At 66.8% G+C, this 15,481-nt stretch carries 15 protein-coding genes; 9 read left to right on the top strand and 6 right to left on the bottom strand.

The features are described 5' to 3' along the window. The first annotated feature begins 1 nt into the window (after window position 1). Genes AZC_RS10315 through AZC_RS10300 form a run of 4 tightly spaced genes read left to right on the top strand, consistent with a single transcriptional unit; the run spans window position 2 to window position 3,682 of the window. Window positions 2-1,108 (top strand): ABC transporter ATP-binding protein, encoded by a 1,107-nt coding sequence (locus AZC_RS10315; protein WP_012170518.1) that lies wholly within the window; start codon window positions 2-4, stop codon window positions 1,106-1,108. Next, entirely contained in the window at window positions 1,105-1,941 is an 837-nt protein-coding gene (locus AZC_RS10310; RefSeq protein WP_012170517.1) for an ABC transporter permease, read from the top strand. Before AZC_RS10315 ends, AZC_RS10310 begins: the two co-directional genes overlap by 4 nt. Then, a complete protein-coding gene (locus AZC_RS10305; RefSeq protein WP_012170516.1) occupies window positions 1,938-2,738 on the top strand; it encodes an ABC transporter permease in 801 nt (266 codons plus the stop codon). The genes AZC_RS10310 and AZC_RS10305 overlap by 4 nt, the downstream gene beginning before the upstream one ends. Further along, on the top strand, window positions 2,738-3,682 hold the full coding sequence (locus AZC_RS10300) for a polysaccharide deacetylase family protein (protein ID WP_043879189.1): 945 nt from the start codon (window positions 2,738-2,740) through the stop codon (window positions 3,680-3,682). Before AZC_RS10305 ends, AZC_RS10300 begins: the two co-directional genes overlap by 1 nt. A 24-nt stretch (window positions 3,683-3,706) precedes the next feature. On the opposite strand, the gene AZC_RS10295 is transcribed toward AZC_RS10300, so the two are convergent. Next, window positions 3,707-4,867 (bottom strand): M20 aminoacylase family protein, encoded by a 1,161-nt coding sequence (locus AZC_RS10295; protein WP_012170514.1) that lies wholly within the window; start codon window positions 4,865-4,867, stop codon window positions 3,707-3,709. Window positions 4,868-5,086: 219 nt separating this feature from the next. Here AZC_RS10295 and AZC_RS10290 point away from each other — a divergent pair, with 219 nt between their 5' ends. The 5 genes from AZC_RS10290 (at window position 5,087) to AZC_RS10270 (ending at window position 10,754) form a co-directional block, all read left to right on the top strand. Next, a complete protein-coding gene (locus AZC_RS10290; RefSeq protein WP_012170513.1) occupies window positions 5,087-6,673 on the top strand; it encodes an ABC transporter substrate-binding protein in 1,587 nt (528 codons plus the stop codon). A 131-nt stretch (window positions 6,674-6,804) separates the two neighbouring features. After that, on the top strand, window positions 6,805-7,779 hold the full coding sequence (locus tag AZC_RS10285; RefSeq protein WP_012170512.1) for an ABC transporter permease: 975 nt from the start codon (window positions 6,805-6,807) through the stop codon (window positions 7,777-7,779). 1 nt (window position 7,780) lies between these two features. Further along, complete coding sequence (locus tag AZC_RS10280) at window positions 7,781-8,731, top strand: ABC transporter permease (RefSeq protein ID WP_012170511.1); 951 nt, start codon at window positions 7,781-7,783, stop codon at window positions 8,729-8,731. Next, entirely contained in the window at window positions 8,728-9,729 is a 1,002-nt protein-coding gene (locus tag AZC_RS10275) for an ABC transporter ATP-binding protein (RefSeq protein WP_012170510.1), read from the top strand. Before AZC_RS10280 ends, AZC_RS10275 begins: the two co-directional genes overlap by 4 nt. Continuing rightward, on the top strand, window positions 9,726-10,754 hold the full coding sequence (locus tag AZC_RS10270) for an ABC transporter ATP-binding protein (protein ID WP_012170509.1): 1,029 nt from the start codon (window positions 9,726-9,728) through the stop codon (window positions 10,752-10,754). Before AZC_RS10275 ends, AZC_RS10270 begins: the two co-directional genes overlap by 4 nt. A 150-nt stretch (window positions 10,755-10,904) precedes the next feature. On the opposite strand, the gene AZC_RS10265 is transcribed toward AZC_RS10270, so the two are convergent. The 5 genes from AZC_RS10265 to AZC_RS10245 form a co-directional block, all read right to left on the bottom strand. Next, entirely contained in the window at window positions 10,905-11,360 is a 456-nt protein-coding gene (locus AZC_RS10265) for a MucR family transcriptional regulator (RefSeq protein ID WP_012170508.1), read from the bottom strand. A 599-nt stretch (window positions 11,361-11,959) separates the two neighbouring features. Further along, the gene (locus AZC_RS10260) at window positions 11,960-12,667 is read right to left on the bottom strand and encodes an SDR family oxidoreductase (protein ID WP_012170507.1); all 708 of its coding nucleotides are present in this window, start codon (window positions 12,665-12,667) and stop codon (window positions 11,960-11,962) included. Next, the gene (locus tag AZC_RS10255; RefSeq protein ID WP_012170506.1) at window positions 12,664-13,734 is read right to left on the bottom strand and encodes an ABC transporter substrate-binding protein; all 1,071 of its coding nucleotides are present in this window, start codon (window positions 13,732-13,734) and stop codon (window positions 12,664-12,666) included. The genes AZC_RS10260 and AZC_RS10255 overlap by 4 nt, the downstream gene beginning before the upstream one ends. A gap of 37 nt (window positions 13,735-13,771) precedes the next feature. Next, window positions 13,772-14,650: an ABC transporter permease gene (locus tag AZC_RS10250; RefSeq protein WP_081433960.1), complete on the bottom strand. Its 879-nt coding sequence runs from the start codon at window positions 14,648-14,650 to the stop codon at window positions 13,772-13,774. After that, complete coding sequence (locus AZC_RS10245) at window positions 14,650-15,459, bottom strand: ABC transporter ATP-binding protein (protein ID WP_012170504.1); 810 nt, start codon at window positions 15,457-15,459, stop codon at window positions 14,650-14,652. The genes AZC_RS10250 and AZC_RS10245 overlap by 1 nt, the downstream gene beginning before the upstream one ends. Between the last annotated feature and the right edge of the window lie 22 nt (window positions 15,460-15,481).

Here is a 15,481-nt window from a genome sequence, read left to right as displayed (position 1 = left end):
CATGGCTGAATTCTCCGCCGGCGCACCCGGCTTCCTCGACATCGCGGCGGCGGAGAAGACCTTCGGCCCGGCGCGCGTGCTCGATGGGGTGGACCTCTCCGTCGCCCGCGGCGAGTTCATCTCGCTGCTCGGACCCTCCGGCTGCGGCAAGACCACGCTGCTGCGCATCGTGGCGGGCCTCATGACGCCCGACCGGGGCAAGGTGGTGCTGGACGGCGAGGACATCACCCGCCGCCCGCCCCACAAGCGGGACGTGGGCGTCGTGTTCCAGAATTACGCCCTGTTCCCGCATCTCGACGTGAAGGCGAACGTCGCCTTCGGCCTCAAGGCGCGGGGCGCACCGGGGGCGGGCATCGCGCCCGCCGTGACGCGGCTTCTCGACCTCGTGCGCATGGGCGCCTTCGCGGACCGCTCGGTGAAGGCGCTCTCCGGCGGCCAGCAGCAACGCGTGGCGGTGGCCCGCGCGCTGGTGGTGGAGCCGAAGCTGCTCCTGCTGGACGAGCCCTTCTCAGCACTCGACCGCAAGCTGCGCGAGGCGATGCAGATCGACCTCAAGCGCATCCTGCGGGAGGTGGGCACCACGGCCATCTTCGTGACCCACGACCAGGACGAGGCGCTCGCCATGTCCGATCGCATCGCCGTCATGTCCGGCGGGCGCATCGAGCAACTGGGCACGCCGGAGGAGATCTACCACCGCCCGGCCACCGCCTTTGCCTTTGGCTTCGTCGGCCTCTCCACCCGCCTTCAGGGGCGTGTCGCCTCCGCGGGTGACGGACATGTGGTGGTCGACACGGCGCTGGGGCCGGTGCGAGCCAAGGCCAATTTCCTGCCCGGCAGCCCGGTGCTCGTTGGTGTCCGGCCGGAACGCATCCGCCTGGGATCGGGCGGCGCGAACCAGATCGCGGCGCCTCTGCTTGATGCGGTATTCCAGGGCGCACGGGTGCAACTGCATTTCGCCGCTCCAAGCGGCTCGCATGTCCTCGTGGAAGCTGCGCACCTGCCGGAAGGCGCCGAACCGGGCGTGCCGTGCGCGCTGTCCTTCGCGGTGGAGGACACGCTGGTCTATCCCGCGCCGGAGCTGGACCACGCGGTCGAGGAGGCGGCATGACGCGCCTTGGCAAACTTGATCCCGTGACGCTGCTGGCGCTGCCCGCCGTGGCCTATCTCGGCCTCGTCTATGGCCTGCCGCTGGTCGGCCTGCTGGCCCGTTCGCTGATGGTGGAGGGCACGGTCTCCCTCACCTCCTACACCCGCTTCCTGTCCGATCCCTTCAGTTGGACGGTGATCGGCAACACGCTGCGGGTGGCGGCCGGCGTGACCTTGCTGTGCCTCTTCATCGGCTACCCGACCGCGCTGGCGCTCGCCCGCGCCAAGGGGGCGGCGCAGGCGCTCATTCTGGTGGCCATCATCCTTCCCCTCTCCGTGGGTGTGGTGGTGAAGGCCTTCGCCTGGCAGATCGTGCTGCGGCGGGACGGGGTCATCTCGCAGCTTCTCGTTGGCCTTGGCCTGTGGGACGCGCCGCAGCGCCTGCTGTTCACCGAGACGGGGCTGGTGGTGGGCGCGGCGAACGTGTTCGTGCCCTTCATGATCCTGCCCATCTATTCGGTGCTGAAGCTGGTGGACCCGCGCCTCATCGAGGCCGCCGCGACGCTCGGCGCCTCGCCGCTCTATCGCTTCTTCCACGTGGCCCTGCCGCTCTCCCTGCCGGGCATCGTGACGGGCATCGCCTTCGTCTTCTCCATGGCCACCTCCATGTATGTGGTGCCGAGCCTGCTCATCGGCGACCGCTTCCAGACGCTGGCGACCCTGACCGGCCGCTCCTTCCTCTTCATGCGCAACGAGCAACTGGGCTCCACCACAGCCGTCGTGCTGCTGATCCTCTCGGTGGCCGTGGTGGTGGCGAGCGCGGCGCTCTCCCGCCGGTTTGGAGGCGCGTCATGACCCTCACCGAGCGCATCGCCTCTGTCCTCGTCTGGGTCATCGCGGCCTTCACGGTCATTTTCCTGCTGACGCCGCTGGTGGTGACGGTGGCCGTCTCCTTCGGCTCCAGTGCCGTCTTCACCCTTCCGGCGCCCGCCTGGTCACTGCGCTGGTACGAGGCCATGGGTCGCTCGCGGGATCTCTGGGGCGCGGTTGCCACCTCGCTACAGCTCGCCGCGCTCTCGACGCTCATTGCGCTGGTGCTCGGCACGCTGGCGGCCATTGGCCTGCTGCGCGGACGCTTTCCGGGGCGCGAGAGCGTTGTCACCTTCCTCGTCTCGCCGCTGATGCTGCCGGGGCTCGTGCTCGGCATCGCCATGCTGGAGGGTTTTCGCGCTGCCGGCCTGCGGGCGGTGTGGCCGAGCCTTCTCTTCGCCCATGTGGTGATCACGCTGCCCTATGTGGTGCGCACCGTATATGGCGCGCTGAGCCTGTTCGATTTCACGCTCATCGACGCCGCGCGCACGCTTGGCCTGTCCTATCCGAAGGCCATCGCCAAGGTGCTGGTGCCGGGCCTTGCGCCCGCCTTCGTCACCTCCGGCATGTTCGCCTTCCTCGCCTCCATGGACAATTACCCCATCTCCATCTTCTTCACGAACGCCTGGACCAAGACCTTGCCCATCCAGATGCTGCAATATGTGGAAGAGAGCCCCGATCCGATGATCGCGGCCATCTCCACCCTCCTCATCCTGCTCGCCATGCTCGTCCTCGTCGCCGGGGACCGGCTGGTGGGCCTGCGGCGGATGGCGGACCTGTGATGCCGGCGAACGTGACGAGCGACCGCGATTTTCGCGGCTATGCCGGCCGGCCGCCGCAGGTGCGCTGGCCCAATGGCGCGCGCCTCGCACTGTCCATCGTGGTGAATGTCGAGGAAGGCGCCGAGCTTTCCATCGGCGCCGGCGACGAGCGCAACGAAAGCGTCTACGAGACCATCGACGAGATCGTCGGTGCCCGCGACCTGTGCATGGAGAGCCATTTCGAATATGGCCCGCGCGCCGGATGGCCGCGCATCCGCACTTTGCTCGCCCGCTATGGGGTCGCCGCCACCCTCAATGCCAACGGCCGGGCGCTGGCACTCTCGCCCTGGATCGCCCGCGAGGGCGTCGCCGACGGCCATGAGGTGGCCGCCCATGGCTGGCGCTGGGAGCGGCATGCGCTGATGGACGAGGCCCGCGAGCGCGAGGCCATCGCCCGCACGGTTGCCGCCATCACCGCCACCGCCGGCAGCCCGCCGCGCGGCTGGCACACCCGCTCGGCCACCTCGGTCAACACCCGCCGGCTCCTCCTGGAGCATGGCGGCTTTCTCTATGATTCCAACGCTTATAATGACGACATGCCCTATCTGGTGCGCGAGGCGGGCGAGGATTGCCTGATCCTGCCCTATGCCTTCGACACCAACGACATGCGTTTCCAGCCGGGCGGCGGCTTCATCTTCGCGGACGACTTCGCCCGCTACTGCATCGAGGCCTTCGACCGGCTCTATGAGGAAGGCGCCCACGCACCGCGCATGATGTCCGTGGGCCTGCACCTGCGCATCATCGGCCGGCCGGGGCGCATCGGCGGGCTGGAACGCTTCCTCGCCCACGTGGCGTCAAAGCCGGGCGTGTGGTTCGCCCGGCGCGATGCCATCGCCCGCCACTGGCTCTCGGCCATCGGGCGGGACGACATCGTCCGGCGGGCGCTGGGGGCGGATGCCGCGTGAGGGACCGACCAATCCGGGCGAGCCTCAGGCCGGCAGGCCCATCTCCACCAGCCGCACCCAATAGCTGGTGCCATTGGCGATGGCCCGGTCATCGAAGTCATAGGCGGGATTGTGCAGGCCGGCCGTGTCGCCATTGCCGATGAAGACGAAGGCGCCGGGGCGCTGCTCCAGGAAGAAGGAAAAATCCTCCGCCCCCATGCGCGGCGGCATGGCCGTGTCGACTGCCGCCGGCCCCGCCACGTCGCTCGCCACCCGCGCGGCGAAATCCGTCTGGGCGGGGTGGTTGCGGGTGGCCGGATAGCCGCGCACATAGCGCAGCGTCGCCTTGGCCCCGAAGACGGCGGCGGTGGTCTCCGCGATCTGGGCGAGCCGGCTTTCGATCAGGTCGCGCACCTCCGGATCGTAGGTGCGCACGGTGCCGCACAGATGGGCCGTCTGCGGAATGATGTTGTCCGTGGTGCCGGCATTGAACTGGGTAATCGACACCACCGCCGACTTCAGCGGATCAATGGTGCGGGAAACCAGCGACTGGGCGGCGAGCACGATGTGGCTGCCGACCAGCACCGGATCCACGCCGTCATGGGGCTGGGCGGCGTGGGCACCCCGGCCCTCGATGTCGATATGGATCACGTCGGCGGCGGCCATGATCGGCCCGTGGCACATGCCGAAGGCGCCGAGCGCGATGCCGGGCATGTTGTGCATGCCGTAGATCTCCTCGATGCCGAAGCGCTCGAAAAGGCCATCATCGATCATCGCCTTGGCACCCGCCCCACCCTCTTCGGCGGGCTGGAACACGAGGGCGACGGTGCCGGAGAAATTGCGCGTCTCGGCGAGGATCTTGGCGGCCCCGAGCAGCATGGCGGTGTGTCCGTCATGGCCGCAGGCGTGCATCTTGCCGGGGGTCGTAGAGGCATAGGGCGCGCCGGTGATCTCGGTCAGCGGCAGCGCGTCCATGTCGGCCCGCAGCGCGATGGTGCGACCGGGCCCCTTGCCCCGGATGAGGCCAACGACACCGCTGCCGCCGATGCCGCGCACCACCTCATCGCAGCCGAACGCCGTCAACCGTTCGGCCACCAGCGCCGAGGTGCGGGGCAGATCGTAGAGCAGCTCGGGATGGGCATGCAGATCCCGCCGCCAGGCCGTGATTTCATCGGCGAGGTCGGCGATCCGGTTGACGACGGGCATGAAGGAGAACTCCGCGGGGCGCGCACGAGCGCCGGAAGAGCCCAACCAAAGCCAAGCGGGCGCGCGCCGTCAAGCCATCCTGCCGCACAGTTGGGCACGGCGGGCAACTGAATAAAAATTGCGCAAAACCACCCTTGGAGGAATTGTAGCCCGAGGGAAAGCCAGTCTAGCATCCTGCGCCAACGATAAAACCAGAACCTTCCGCTGGAGAATAGCTGAATGCGTCGGCACTTTTCGACCCTTCTCGCCACCGTGATGGTGGGCCTGTGCCTCGGCGCCGCCGCCGATGCCAAGACCTTCCGCTGGGCGCGCGGCCAGGACGCACCCACCCTCGATCCTCACACCGAGAATTCGAACCAGGTCTTCGGCCTGCTGCACCAGTTCTATGAACCGCTCGTGCAGCGCGACGAGACGGGCCAACTGGTGCCCTGCCTCGCGCTGAGCTGGGAACTGAAGCCGAGCGACCCGACTGTCTGGATCTTCAAGCTGCGGCCGAACGTCACCTTTCACAATGGCGACAAGTTCACCGCCGACGACGCCGTCTTCTCCCTGAAGCGCGCCATGGACCCGCTGGCGGGCCTGCGCACCACGCTCGCCGGTGTCACCGACGTGACCAAGGTGGACGACCTCACCATCGAGGTGAAGACGGCGGCCCCCATGCCGCTGCTGGTGAACCAGATCACCAATGTCTTCATGATGGACAAGAAGTGGGCCGAGGCGAACAACGTCGCCCGCCCGCAGGACTTCAAGAACAAGGAAGAGACCTTCGCCGTCCGCAACGAGAACGGCACCGGTCCCTATATCGTCACCAGCCGCGAGCCGGACTCACGCACGGTGATGAAGCTGAACGACGCCTATTGGGGCAAGGGCCAGTTCCCGCTCCAGGCCACGGACGTCGTCTATAGCGTCATCGCCTCCGGCCCCACCCGCGTCGCCGCCTTGCTCTCGGGCGAGGTGGACTTCGTGCAGGACATGCCGGTGCAGGACATTGATCGCGTGGCCCAGACGCCTGGCCTCAAGGTGAATACGGGCGCCGAAGTCCGCTCCATCTTCTTCGGCCTCAACGGCGGTTCGCCGGAACTGCCCTCCTCCGACGTGAAGGGCAAGAACCCGCTGGCCGACAAGCGCGTGCGCCAGGCCATCGAGATCGCCATCAACCGCGAGGCGATCCAGAAGGTGGTGATGGGCGGCCAGTCCGCCCCCTCCGGCACGCTCATCCCGCCCGGCGTGAACGGTTATTCCAAGGCGCTCGACGCCTATCCGAAGTGGGACATCGCCAAGGCCAAGGCGCTGATGGCGGAAGCGGGTTATCCGAACGGCTTCACCGTGAAGATGAACTGCCCGAACAACCGGTACATCAATGACGAGAAGATCTGCCAGGCCACCGTCGGCTTCCTCGGCCAGATCGGCATCAAGGCGACGCTGGATGCCCGCCCCATGGCCCAGCACACGCCCACCATCCTGAAGGACGAGACGGACTTCTACATGCTGGGCTGGGGCGTTGCCTCGTTCGACGCCGCTTATACGCTCGACAGCATCTACCACAGCCGCGACAAGGTCTATGGCGCCTATAACGCCACCCGCGTCGTCAATCCCGAGCTCGACAAGAAGATCGAGGCGCTCGCAACCGAAGTGGACACCGCCAAGCGCAACGCGCTGCTGGCGGAGGTTCTCGCGCAAGTGAAGGACGAGGCCTACTTCATCCCCATCCATAACCAGCTTCTTGCCTGGGGCATGAAGAAGAACATCGACGTGAAGGTGCAGCCCGAGAACCAGCTGTTCGTGAAGTACGTCAAGATCGACTGACCGGAAACGCGGCCGATCAGGACCTCCTGATCGGCCGCGCCGAATGCCGGGCCCGCGTGGGATCCGGCCTGCCTGCCTTCCGGCCGCTCTCAGGGCGGCCGGCCCGCTCTCCCGTACAGAGCCGTGACAGCATGCTCGCGTTTCTTCTGCGGCGGATCTTCGAGGCCGTGGTGGTGATGGTCGTCGTCGCCTTCATCGCCTTCTCGATGTTCCGCTTCATGGGCGACCCGGTCGCCAATATGATGGGCCCCGATGCCACCATGGCCGACCGTCAGGCCATGCGCGAACGCCTCGGCCTCGACCGGCCCTTCCCCATCCAGTTCGGCCATTTCATCGAGGACATCTCTCAGGGCAATTTCGGCGTCTCCTTCCGCGTCGGCCGCCCGGTGATCGACCTCATTGGCGAACGGCTGCCCGCGACGCTGGAACTCGCCTTCGTTTCCGGCCTCTTTGCGCTCGCCTTCGGCCTCGGCTTCGGCGTCTACACGGCACTGCGGCGTTCCGGCCTCGTCTCACGCGCCATCATGGCCATCTCGCTCATCGGCGTGTCGCTGCCGACCTTCCTGATCGGCATCGGCCTCATCTATCTCTTCGCGGTGGAACTGCGCTGGCTACCGAGCTTCGGGCGCGGCGACGTGGTTCGCATCGGCGGCTGGACCACCGGCTTCCTCACCCGCTCGGGCCTTGCCTCCCTCGTGCTTCCGGCCATCACGCTGGGCCTGTTCCAGATGACGCTCATCATGCGCCTGGTGCGCGCCGAGATGCTGGAGGTGCTGCGGCAGGATTACATCCGCTTCGCCCGCGCCCGTGGACTCACCGACCGAGCGGTACATTTCCGCCATGCGCTGAAGAATACGCTGGTGCCGGTCATCACAGTGATGGGCCTCCAGCTCGGCTCCATCGTCGCCTTCTCCATCATCACGGAAACGGTGTTTCAGTGGCCGGGCATCGGCTCGCTCTTCATCTCGTCCGTGCAGGCGGTCGATATTCCGGTGATGGCCACCTATCTGCTGTTCGTCGCCGGCTTCTTCGTGGCGGTGAACCTCATCGTCGATCTCCTGTATTTCGCCGTCGATCCGCGCCTGCGCGGCTCGGGAGGGCACTGACATGGCGCTCACCACCGCTTCGCCCGAGCGCACGCCTAACTGGTTCGCCCGCGCCTGGGATTCGGACATCGGTCATTCCTTCCGCACCTCGCCCGTCACCATGCTGGCAGCCTTCGTGGTGCTGGTGATCGCGCTTGCCGCCCTGTTCGCACCCTGGATCGCGCCCACCGACCCGTTCGACCCCGCTTCCCTCAACCTGATGGACGGCAAGACCCCGCCGCTGACGCCCAGCGCCTTCACCGGCAACGAATTTTTGCTGGGCACCGATGACCAGGGGCGCGATGTCTTCTCCGCCATCCTCTATGGGGCGCGGATGTCGCTGCTGGTGGGGCTCGCCTCGGTGGCGGTGTCCATCGGGCTGGGCGTCGGCCTCGGCCTGCTGGCGGGCTATCGCGGCGGCTGGCTGGACAGCCTCATCATGCGCGTGGCGGACATCCAGCTCACCTTTCCGGACATCCTCGTCGCCATGCTGATCTTCGGCGTGGCGCGCGGAGCGGTGCCGGTTACGGCGCAGGAGAGCATCGCCATTCCGGTGCTCATCCTCTCCATCGGCGTGTCGAAATGGCCGCAATATGCCCGCACCGTGCGCGGCCTGACGCTGGTGGAGCGGGGCAAGGACTATGTGGCGGCCGCCCGCGTGGTGGGCCTGCCGCAGGCCACCATCATGCGCCGGCACATTCTGCCCAACGTGATCGGTCCGGTTCTGGTGATCGCCACGCTCGGCCTATCGCTCGCCATCATCACCGAGGCGACGCTCTCCTTTCTCGGCGTCGGCGCGCCGCCGACCCAGCCCTCGCTGGGCACGCTGATCCGGATCGGGCAGGAATATATCGCCTCCGGTGAATGGTGGATCCTGTTCTTTCCGGCGGTCACGCTGCTCGCCATCGCCCTCTCGGTGAACCTGCTGGGCGACTGGCTGCGCGATGCGCTGAACCCGAGGCTGCGCGGATGAGCGAGACGCCCCTTCTCTCCGTCAAGGGCCTGCGGGTCGAGTTCCGCACCCGGCGCGGCACGCTCACTGCCGTGGACGACGTCTCCTTCGATCTCGCCCCCGGAGAGGTGCTCGGCCTCGTGGGCGAGAGCGGCGCCGGCAAGTCGCTCACGGGCTCGGCGCTCATAGGCCTCCTGACGCCGCCGGGCCGCATCGCCGCCGGCGAGGTGCGCCTCAAGGGCGAGCGCATCGACAACTTGCCGCCGGAGGGCCTGCGTCACATCCGCGGGCGCCGCATCGGCATGATCTTCCAAGACCCCCTCACCTCGCTGAACCCGCTGCTGCGGATCGGCGACCAGCTCACCGAGACCATCCGCACCCACCTGCCCCTCGATGCCAAAGGGGCGCGGGAACGGGCCATCGGCCTTCTCGAAGAGGTGGGCATTCCCGCGGCGCGCCATCGCATCGACCATTACCCGCACCAGTTCTCCGGCGGCATGCGCCAGCGCGTGGTGATCGCCCTCGCGCTGGCCTGCGATCCGGAGATCGTCATCGCCGACGAGCCGACGACCGCCCTCGATGTCTCCGTGCAGGCCCAGATCATCGGCGTCATCAAGCGGCTGTGCCGCGAGAAGGGCACGGCGGTGATCCTCATCACCCACGACATGGGCGTCATCGCTGAGACCGCCGACCGGGTGGCGGTGATGTATGCCGGGCGGCTCGCCGAGATCGGCCCCGTGCGGGACGTCATCGCGGCACCCCGGCATCCCTATACGCGCGGCCTCATGGGCGCCATTCCCCGGCTCGACGCGGAGGAGGAGCGCCTCGTGCAGATCCCCGGCTCCATGCCGCAGCTTTCCGCCATTCCCGGCGGCTGCGCCTTCCATCCGCGCTGCGCGCACGCCTTCGCCCGCTGCGCGGCGGAACGACCGCCCCTTTATGCCGCCGATGGCACCTCGGCTACCTGCTTCCTGCTCGACCCGGCACACCAGCCGGAAGCACTGGAGGTGGCGCGATGAGAGCCCCGACATCCTCTCCTCCACTGGTCGAGGTGCGCGATCTCTATCGCGTGTTCGATGTATCCAAACCCTGGCTCAACCGGGTGATCGAGCGCGAGCCGCGCCGGCTCGTGCGGGCGGTGGATGGCGTCTCCTTCTCCATCCGCAAGGGCGAGACCTTCGCGCTCGTGGGAGAGAGCGGCTCGGGCAAATCCACCATCGCGCGGATGATCGCCGGCCTCATCCCGCCGAGCCGGGGGCAGATCCTGTTCGATGGCACGGACATCTCGAACCCCGCCAATGCCGCCGAGGTGAAGCGCCTGCGCCGGCGCTTCCAGATGGTGTTCCAGGATCCTTATGCGAGCCTCAACCCGCGCTTCCGCGTGGATGCCATCATCGCCGAGCCGCTCACCGCCTTCGGCCTTGCCACAGACCGCGCCACGGTGGAGGGGCGGGTCGCCGAGCTGCTGCGGCTGGTGAAGCTGGACCCGTCGGTGGGCCGGAAATTCCCGCACGAATTCTCCGGCGGGCAGCGCCAGCGCATCGCTATCGCGCGGGCGCTGGCGGCCAATCCCGACTTCATCATCTGCGACGAGCCGACATCGGCGCTCGATGTCTCCGTGCAGGCGCAGGTGCTGAACCTGATGCGGGACCTTCAGGACCAGTTCGGCCTCACCTATCTGCTCATCACCCACAATCTTGCGGTGGTGAAGCATATGGCTGACGACGTGGGCGTGCTCTATCTCGGCCGGCTCGGAGAAACGGCACCGGCGCGGGAGTTGTTCGCCCGACCACGGCACCCCTACAGCCGCATGCTGCTGGAGGCGATCCCGGACCTCTCCGCCTTCGGGCGGCCGCGACAGGCGGTGACGGGCGAAATCCCCAACCCCATGTCGCCCCCCTCGGGCTGCACGTTCCATCCGCGCTGTCCGCTGGTGGAGGCGCGCTGCCGTGCGGAGGTGCCGCGTGCGCTTCCCGCAGGGGCAAGCCTCGTCGCCTGCCATGTGGTTGCGGAGCGCGAGGCGATGCCCCTCCCCATCGGCTGAACGCGAAGAGGACACGCCAGCCGAATCAGCGACGTCCCTCGTCCGCCAAAACGCGAACACCCGACAGGTCGGCGGACCTGCCGGGTGATTCCATGAGGGCTGCTCGGGCCGAGCGCGCCTCCAAGTGAGGCACGCCGGCGTCGCGCGAACTCAGGCCTTCTTGCGACGGGCGGGAGCGGCCTTCTTGGCCGGCTCGGGCGCGGGCTTGCGGCCGAGGCCGAGGCTCCGGGCGAGTTCGGAGCGAGCCGCCGCGTAATTGGGAGCCACCATCGGATAGTCGCGCGGAAGGTTCCACTTGGCGCGATACGCATCCGGCGTCAGGCCGTAAGCAGACTGGAGGTGACGCTTCAGCGACTTGAACTGACGGCCGTCTTCCAGACAGATGATATAGTCCGGGGTTACGGACTTCTTCACGGGCACGGCGGGCTTAAGCTCTTCGACGGGTGCGGCTTCCGCAGTATTTCCGCTCAGTCCGCGCAGCGCAGCGTGGACTTTTACGATCAGGTCGGACAGATCGCTCTGTGCGACAGTGTTGTTGCCCACATAGGCGGTGACGATATCAGCAACCAGCTCAAGCGTGGCGCTATTCTGGGGGTCTAGGCTCAACAGGCTCTCCCGTTGTCGGTTTGATTGTCTGACGCCGCGCTCCCCCGTGTGCCCCGCAAGCGGCGTGATTCCGGAACAGCCCCTTAATACGGCACTTTTCGCTAAAGTGGTAAGAATAAATCAGGGGCGGACATCTTCCGCCCAGGCTGCGGATTGCTGCTAATTCAACCCGCATTACGCATGATTTTATGCGGCCAAGTTTTGCGCCCTCCCCCACCGATACGCAGCCGCGCAGATGCCATGCGGCTTTAATATAGTCCAATTTATGAGGTTTTATGATACCGTTATTTCTCGGACAATGCGAAGCCGAAGCGCATTTTTACTGACATGCAGATGCGCCTTAATATTCCATTGGTCAATATCTCTGCTTCGCACCGCGCACAAAGTCCGGGCCGCTGATGCACGGACGGACGATGCGACGGGCGCTGGAAGGAGGGTGTGCGATCGCGCGCCTTGCCACCGGCGAAGGCTTTGCACATGAGCGGCGGGAGAGGCCGGCGTCGGCAACTCCCCGCGGTGCCTGCGGCAGAAGGACAGGCAATCGCCGATGGCAGCCAGCAGCGACCGAGAGACAGGGCGCGGAATCTCGCGCCCTGTCCTTAGAGTGATGCGCCGCCGCAGACGACGATCTGCTGGCCGGTGATGCTCGCGGCTCCGTCCGAAAGCAGGAAGGCTGCCAACGAGGCCACTTCCTTCGGCTGCACGAGACGGCCCATCGGCGGCATCTTCGGCGTCACGGACGCGCGGCTGGGGTCCCGAAGCATGGGCGTGTCGGTGGCACCGGGCGCGATCACGTTCACGGTGATCCGACGCGGGGCGAGTTCGATGGCGAACGAGCGGGCCATGCCGACCAGCGCCGCCTTGGTCGCCGCATACTGAGCCCGCCCGGCCGAGCCGGCCGCCGTGCGGCTGCCGATCAGGACGATGCGCGCGCCCTCGGGCATCGCGGCCACCGTGGCTTCGATCATCTGCTCGGCCGCATCCACATGGAGGCGCCACATGGCCTTGCCGTTCTCCGGGTCCAACGCCCCCAGCGTCCCTACGCGCAATATGCCGGCGGCATGGATGAGGGCGTCGAGCGGCGCCAGATCCAGCAGGGCCTCCGCCAGTGCGCCGCGCTTGGAGATGTCCACCGGGACATGCGTGAGCGCCGGATGTTCCTGCCCGGGCTGTCCGCGGCTGAAGCCGGTCACACGCCATCCAAGCGCCAGCAGTTGGCTCGCGATCTCCGCGCCGATGCCGGAGCTCACGCCGGTGACGAGCGCGTGTGGCACGCGCCCGCCACCTTCAGACGAGACAGCATTCATTGGCCGTAGGATCGCGCCTGCGCGCGGATCTTCTCCACGTCGAAGTTGTTGATGTCGTTGATGAGATCGTTGGTATAGATCTTCGAGAAGTCGGAGATGGCGAGGTCGTTCATCTTGGCCTCGGTGACGAACTCATCCTCCCGGATGCTGCCCATCTTGGCGCCCGGATAGGGCGGGAGATACAGCTTGATGCGGCGGCTGATGGCCTCCAGCACCGACTTCACGGCCTGCTCCTCACTGGAGCCGCGCGGCGCGGTTTCGGGATAGAGCTTCAGGAAGGCCTTCGCCCCTGCCGCCGGATTCTCCAGAATGAAGTAGGATGCCTTGGCCGTGGAGCGACCGAAGCCGACGAAGAGTTCGCGCTCGGCCTTGATGCGCTCGCGCAGGCCCATGAGGAACTGGCCGCCGATCATCGGCAGATTGTTCGGCCGCTGCACCAGCTCCATGGGAATGCCGGCACCGTCGATGATGCCGAAGCCCGTGTCATAATAAGCGAGCGCGTCGATGGCGCCCCTCTGGAGCGCGACACCGGCAGGCACGCCTGCGCCCACCGCCGTCCATTTCACATCCTTGTCCGGATCGATGCCGAGCTGCTTCAGCACGTTGCGGGTGACCGGATATTCCGTGCCGCCGAAGTCGGAGACGCCGATATTCTTGCCCTTGAGGTCGGTGTAGCTCTTGATGGTCGAGCCCGGCTTCACCGCCACGTCCCACTTGTAGGGATAGGTGTACTGGTAGAACCAGAGCGCGTTGCCCCATTCGCCCTTCGCCAGGATAGGCAGGGCATAGGACGGCACGCCGATGCCCACATCGACATCGCCCTTGTTGGTGGCCACCTGCACGTTGGCATTGCCGCCAAGCGCCATGCCCTGAACCTTGAAGCCCTCCTCGGCATTGTAGCCGAGCGCCTCGCCGATGAGCAGGTTGATGACGCTGGCATTGATGGACTTGAGGCCGACGCCGACCTTCACCGTCTTCATCGGCTGCGCCACGAGGGCGCGCGGGCCGAGCGCCAGCGCCGCGGCAAACGCCCCGCTCGCCTGGAGCCACTGTCTGCGTGTGATCATGTTCGTCTCTCCCGGATTCTTGTCTTTGCTCTTGTGATTATTTGCGGCCGCGATCCGCCCAGTGCACCACGCGCGCCTCGAGGCCGCGCACGATGCCGTGGAGCAGGATGCCCATGGCGCCGAGAATGACGAGGGCCGCGAAGACGCCGGCCACGTCCGTCACTGCTTGCGCCTGCGTGATGACGACGCCCATCCCCTGCTGAGCCCCAAGGAACTCCGCGACAATGGTCCCGAGCAGCGCATAAACCACCGCCATATCGAGACCGGCGAAGATATAGGGCGCCGCATTCGGCAGCTTCACGATGCGATAGGTCTCGAAGCGCGAGGCGGAGAGCGAGCGCATGAGATCGATGCGCTCCGGCTCCACCGAGCGCAGGCCGGTGAAGCTGTTGATGAGCATGGGAAAGAAGGCGAGCAGCGCGGAGATGGCGATCTTGGAGCCGTCGCCGAAGCCGAACCAGATCACCACCAGCGGAGCAATGGCCACCTTCGGCAGGCTCTGCAGCGCGAAGGCATAGGGCATCAGCAGTTTCTCGATCACCCGGCTCTCAGCCATGAGCGAGCCGAGCAGGAGGCCGAGACCGGAGCCGATGGCAAGGCCGATGGCCGCATTCTTCAGCGTGCCCCAGAGCGGCAGATAATAGCCGAGCGGGCTCGCCGGGCTCACGGCGAGGCCCGACCAGAGCGCGTTCCAGACCGCCGCCGGCGAGGGCAGGATGTAGGACGGAATCTCCATATATTTCACCGCCAGCGCCCAGCCGGTGAACAGAAGAACAAGGCCCACCAGCATGATGGCGGTGCCGTTGACGCCCCGGCTCGCCTTCTTCTTGCGCCCGCCCGGATGCACGACCGGATTGCTCTGCACGGTCTCGATGCCGACGGAGGTGGGCACGATGGTGCTCTTTGCCTCGCTCATCACTCGTCTCCCTGGGCGTTGAGCAGGCCGCGGATCTCCTTGGCGAGAGCCGGATAGGCCGGATGGCTGATGATGCTGTCGTTGCTGCGCGGACGCGGGATCGGCACCTCCAGCTCGCGGATCACCCGGCCGGGACGCGCGGACATGACCACCACACGGTCGGCGAGGAAGATGGCTTCCGAGATGGAGTGGGTGATGAGCATCACCGTCTTCCGGCTCGCCTGCCAGATGCGCTGCAATTCGAGATTCATGCGCTCGCGCGTCAAGGCATCGAGGGCGCCGAAGGGCTCGTCCATGAGCAGCACGCGGGGGCTGCGCACCAGTGCCCGGCAGATGCCGGCCCGCTGCTGCATGCCGCCGGACAGCTCATAGGGATAGCGGTGGCCGAAATCCTTGAGGCCCGCCACGTCGAGCAGGCGGTCGATGTCCTCCACCTCGTCGGTCTGCCTGCCGCCGACGCGCAGCGGCAGAGCCACGTTCTCGCGCACCGTCAGCCATGGCAGCAGGTTCGCGGCCTGGAACACCACGCCCACGTCGCGGGAGGGGCCGGTGATCGCCTTGCCGTCCAGCGCCGCGGTGCCGGTGTCATAATCATCGAGGCCCGCGAGGATGCGCAGCAGCGTGGACTTTCCGCAGCCGGAGGGGCCGACCACGCAGACGAACTCGCCTTCCCTGATATCGAGATTGATATTGGACAGCGCATGCACCGCACCGTCCGAATAGGTCTTCTCAAGATTGCGGATGCGGATGAGATCGCGCGCCGGGCCGGCGGCGGGATCCAACGGATGGGCTTGCGCGATGGCAGCCATGGGGCGTCTCCCTTTTTTTTCT

It is taken from the genome of Azorhizobium caulinodans ORS 571, from assembly GCF_000010525.1.
Lineage (GTDB): Bacteria > Pseudomonadota > Alphaproteobacteria > Rhizobiales > Xanthobacteraceae > Azorhizobium > Azorhizobium caulinodans.
The sequence above is the reverse complement of the archived record's forward strand: the minus strand, read 5'-3'. Positions and strand labels throughout refer to the sequence as shown.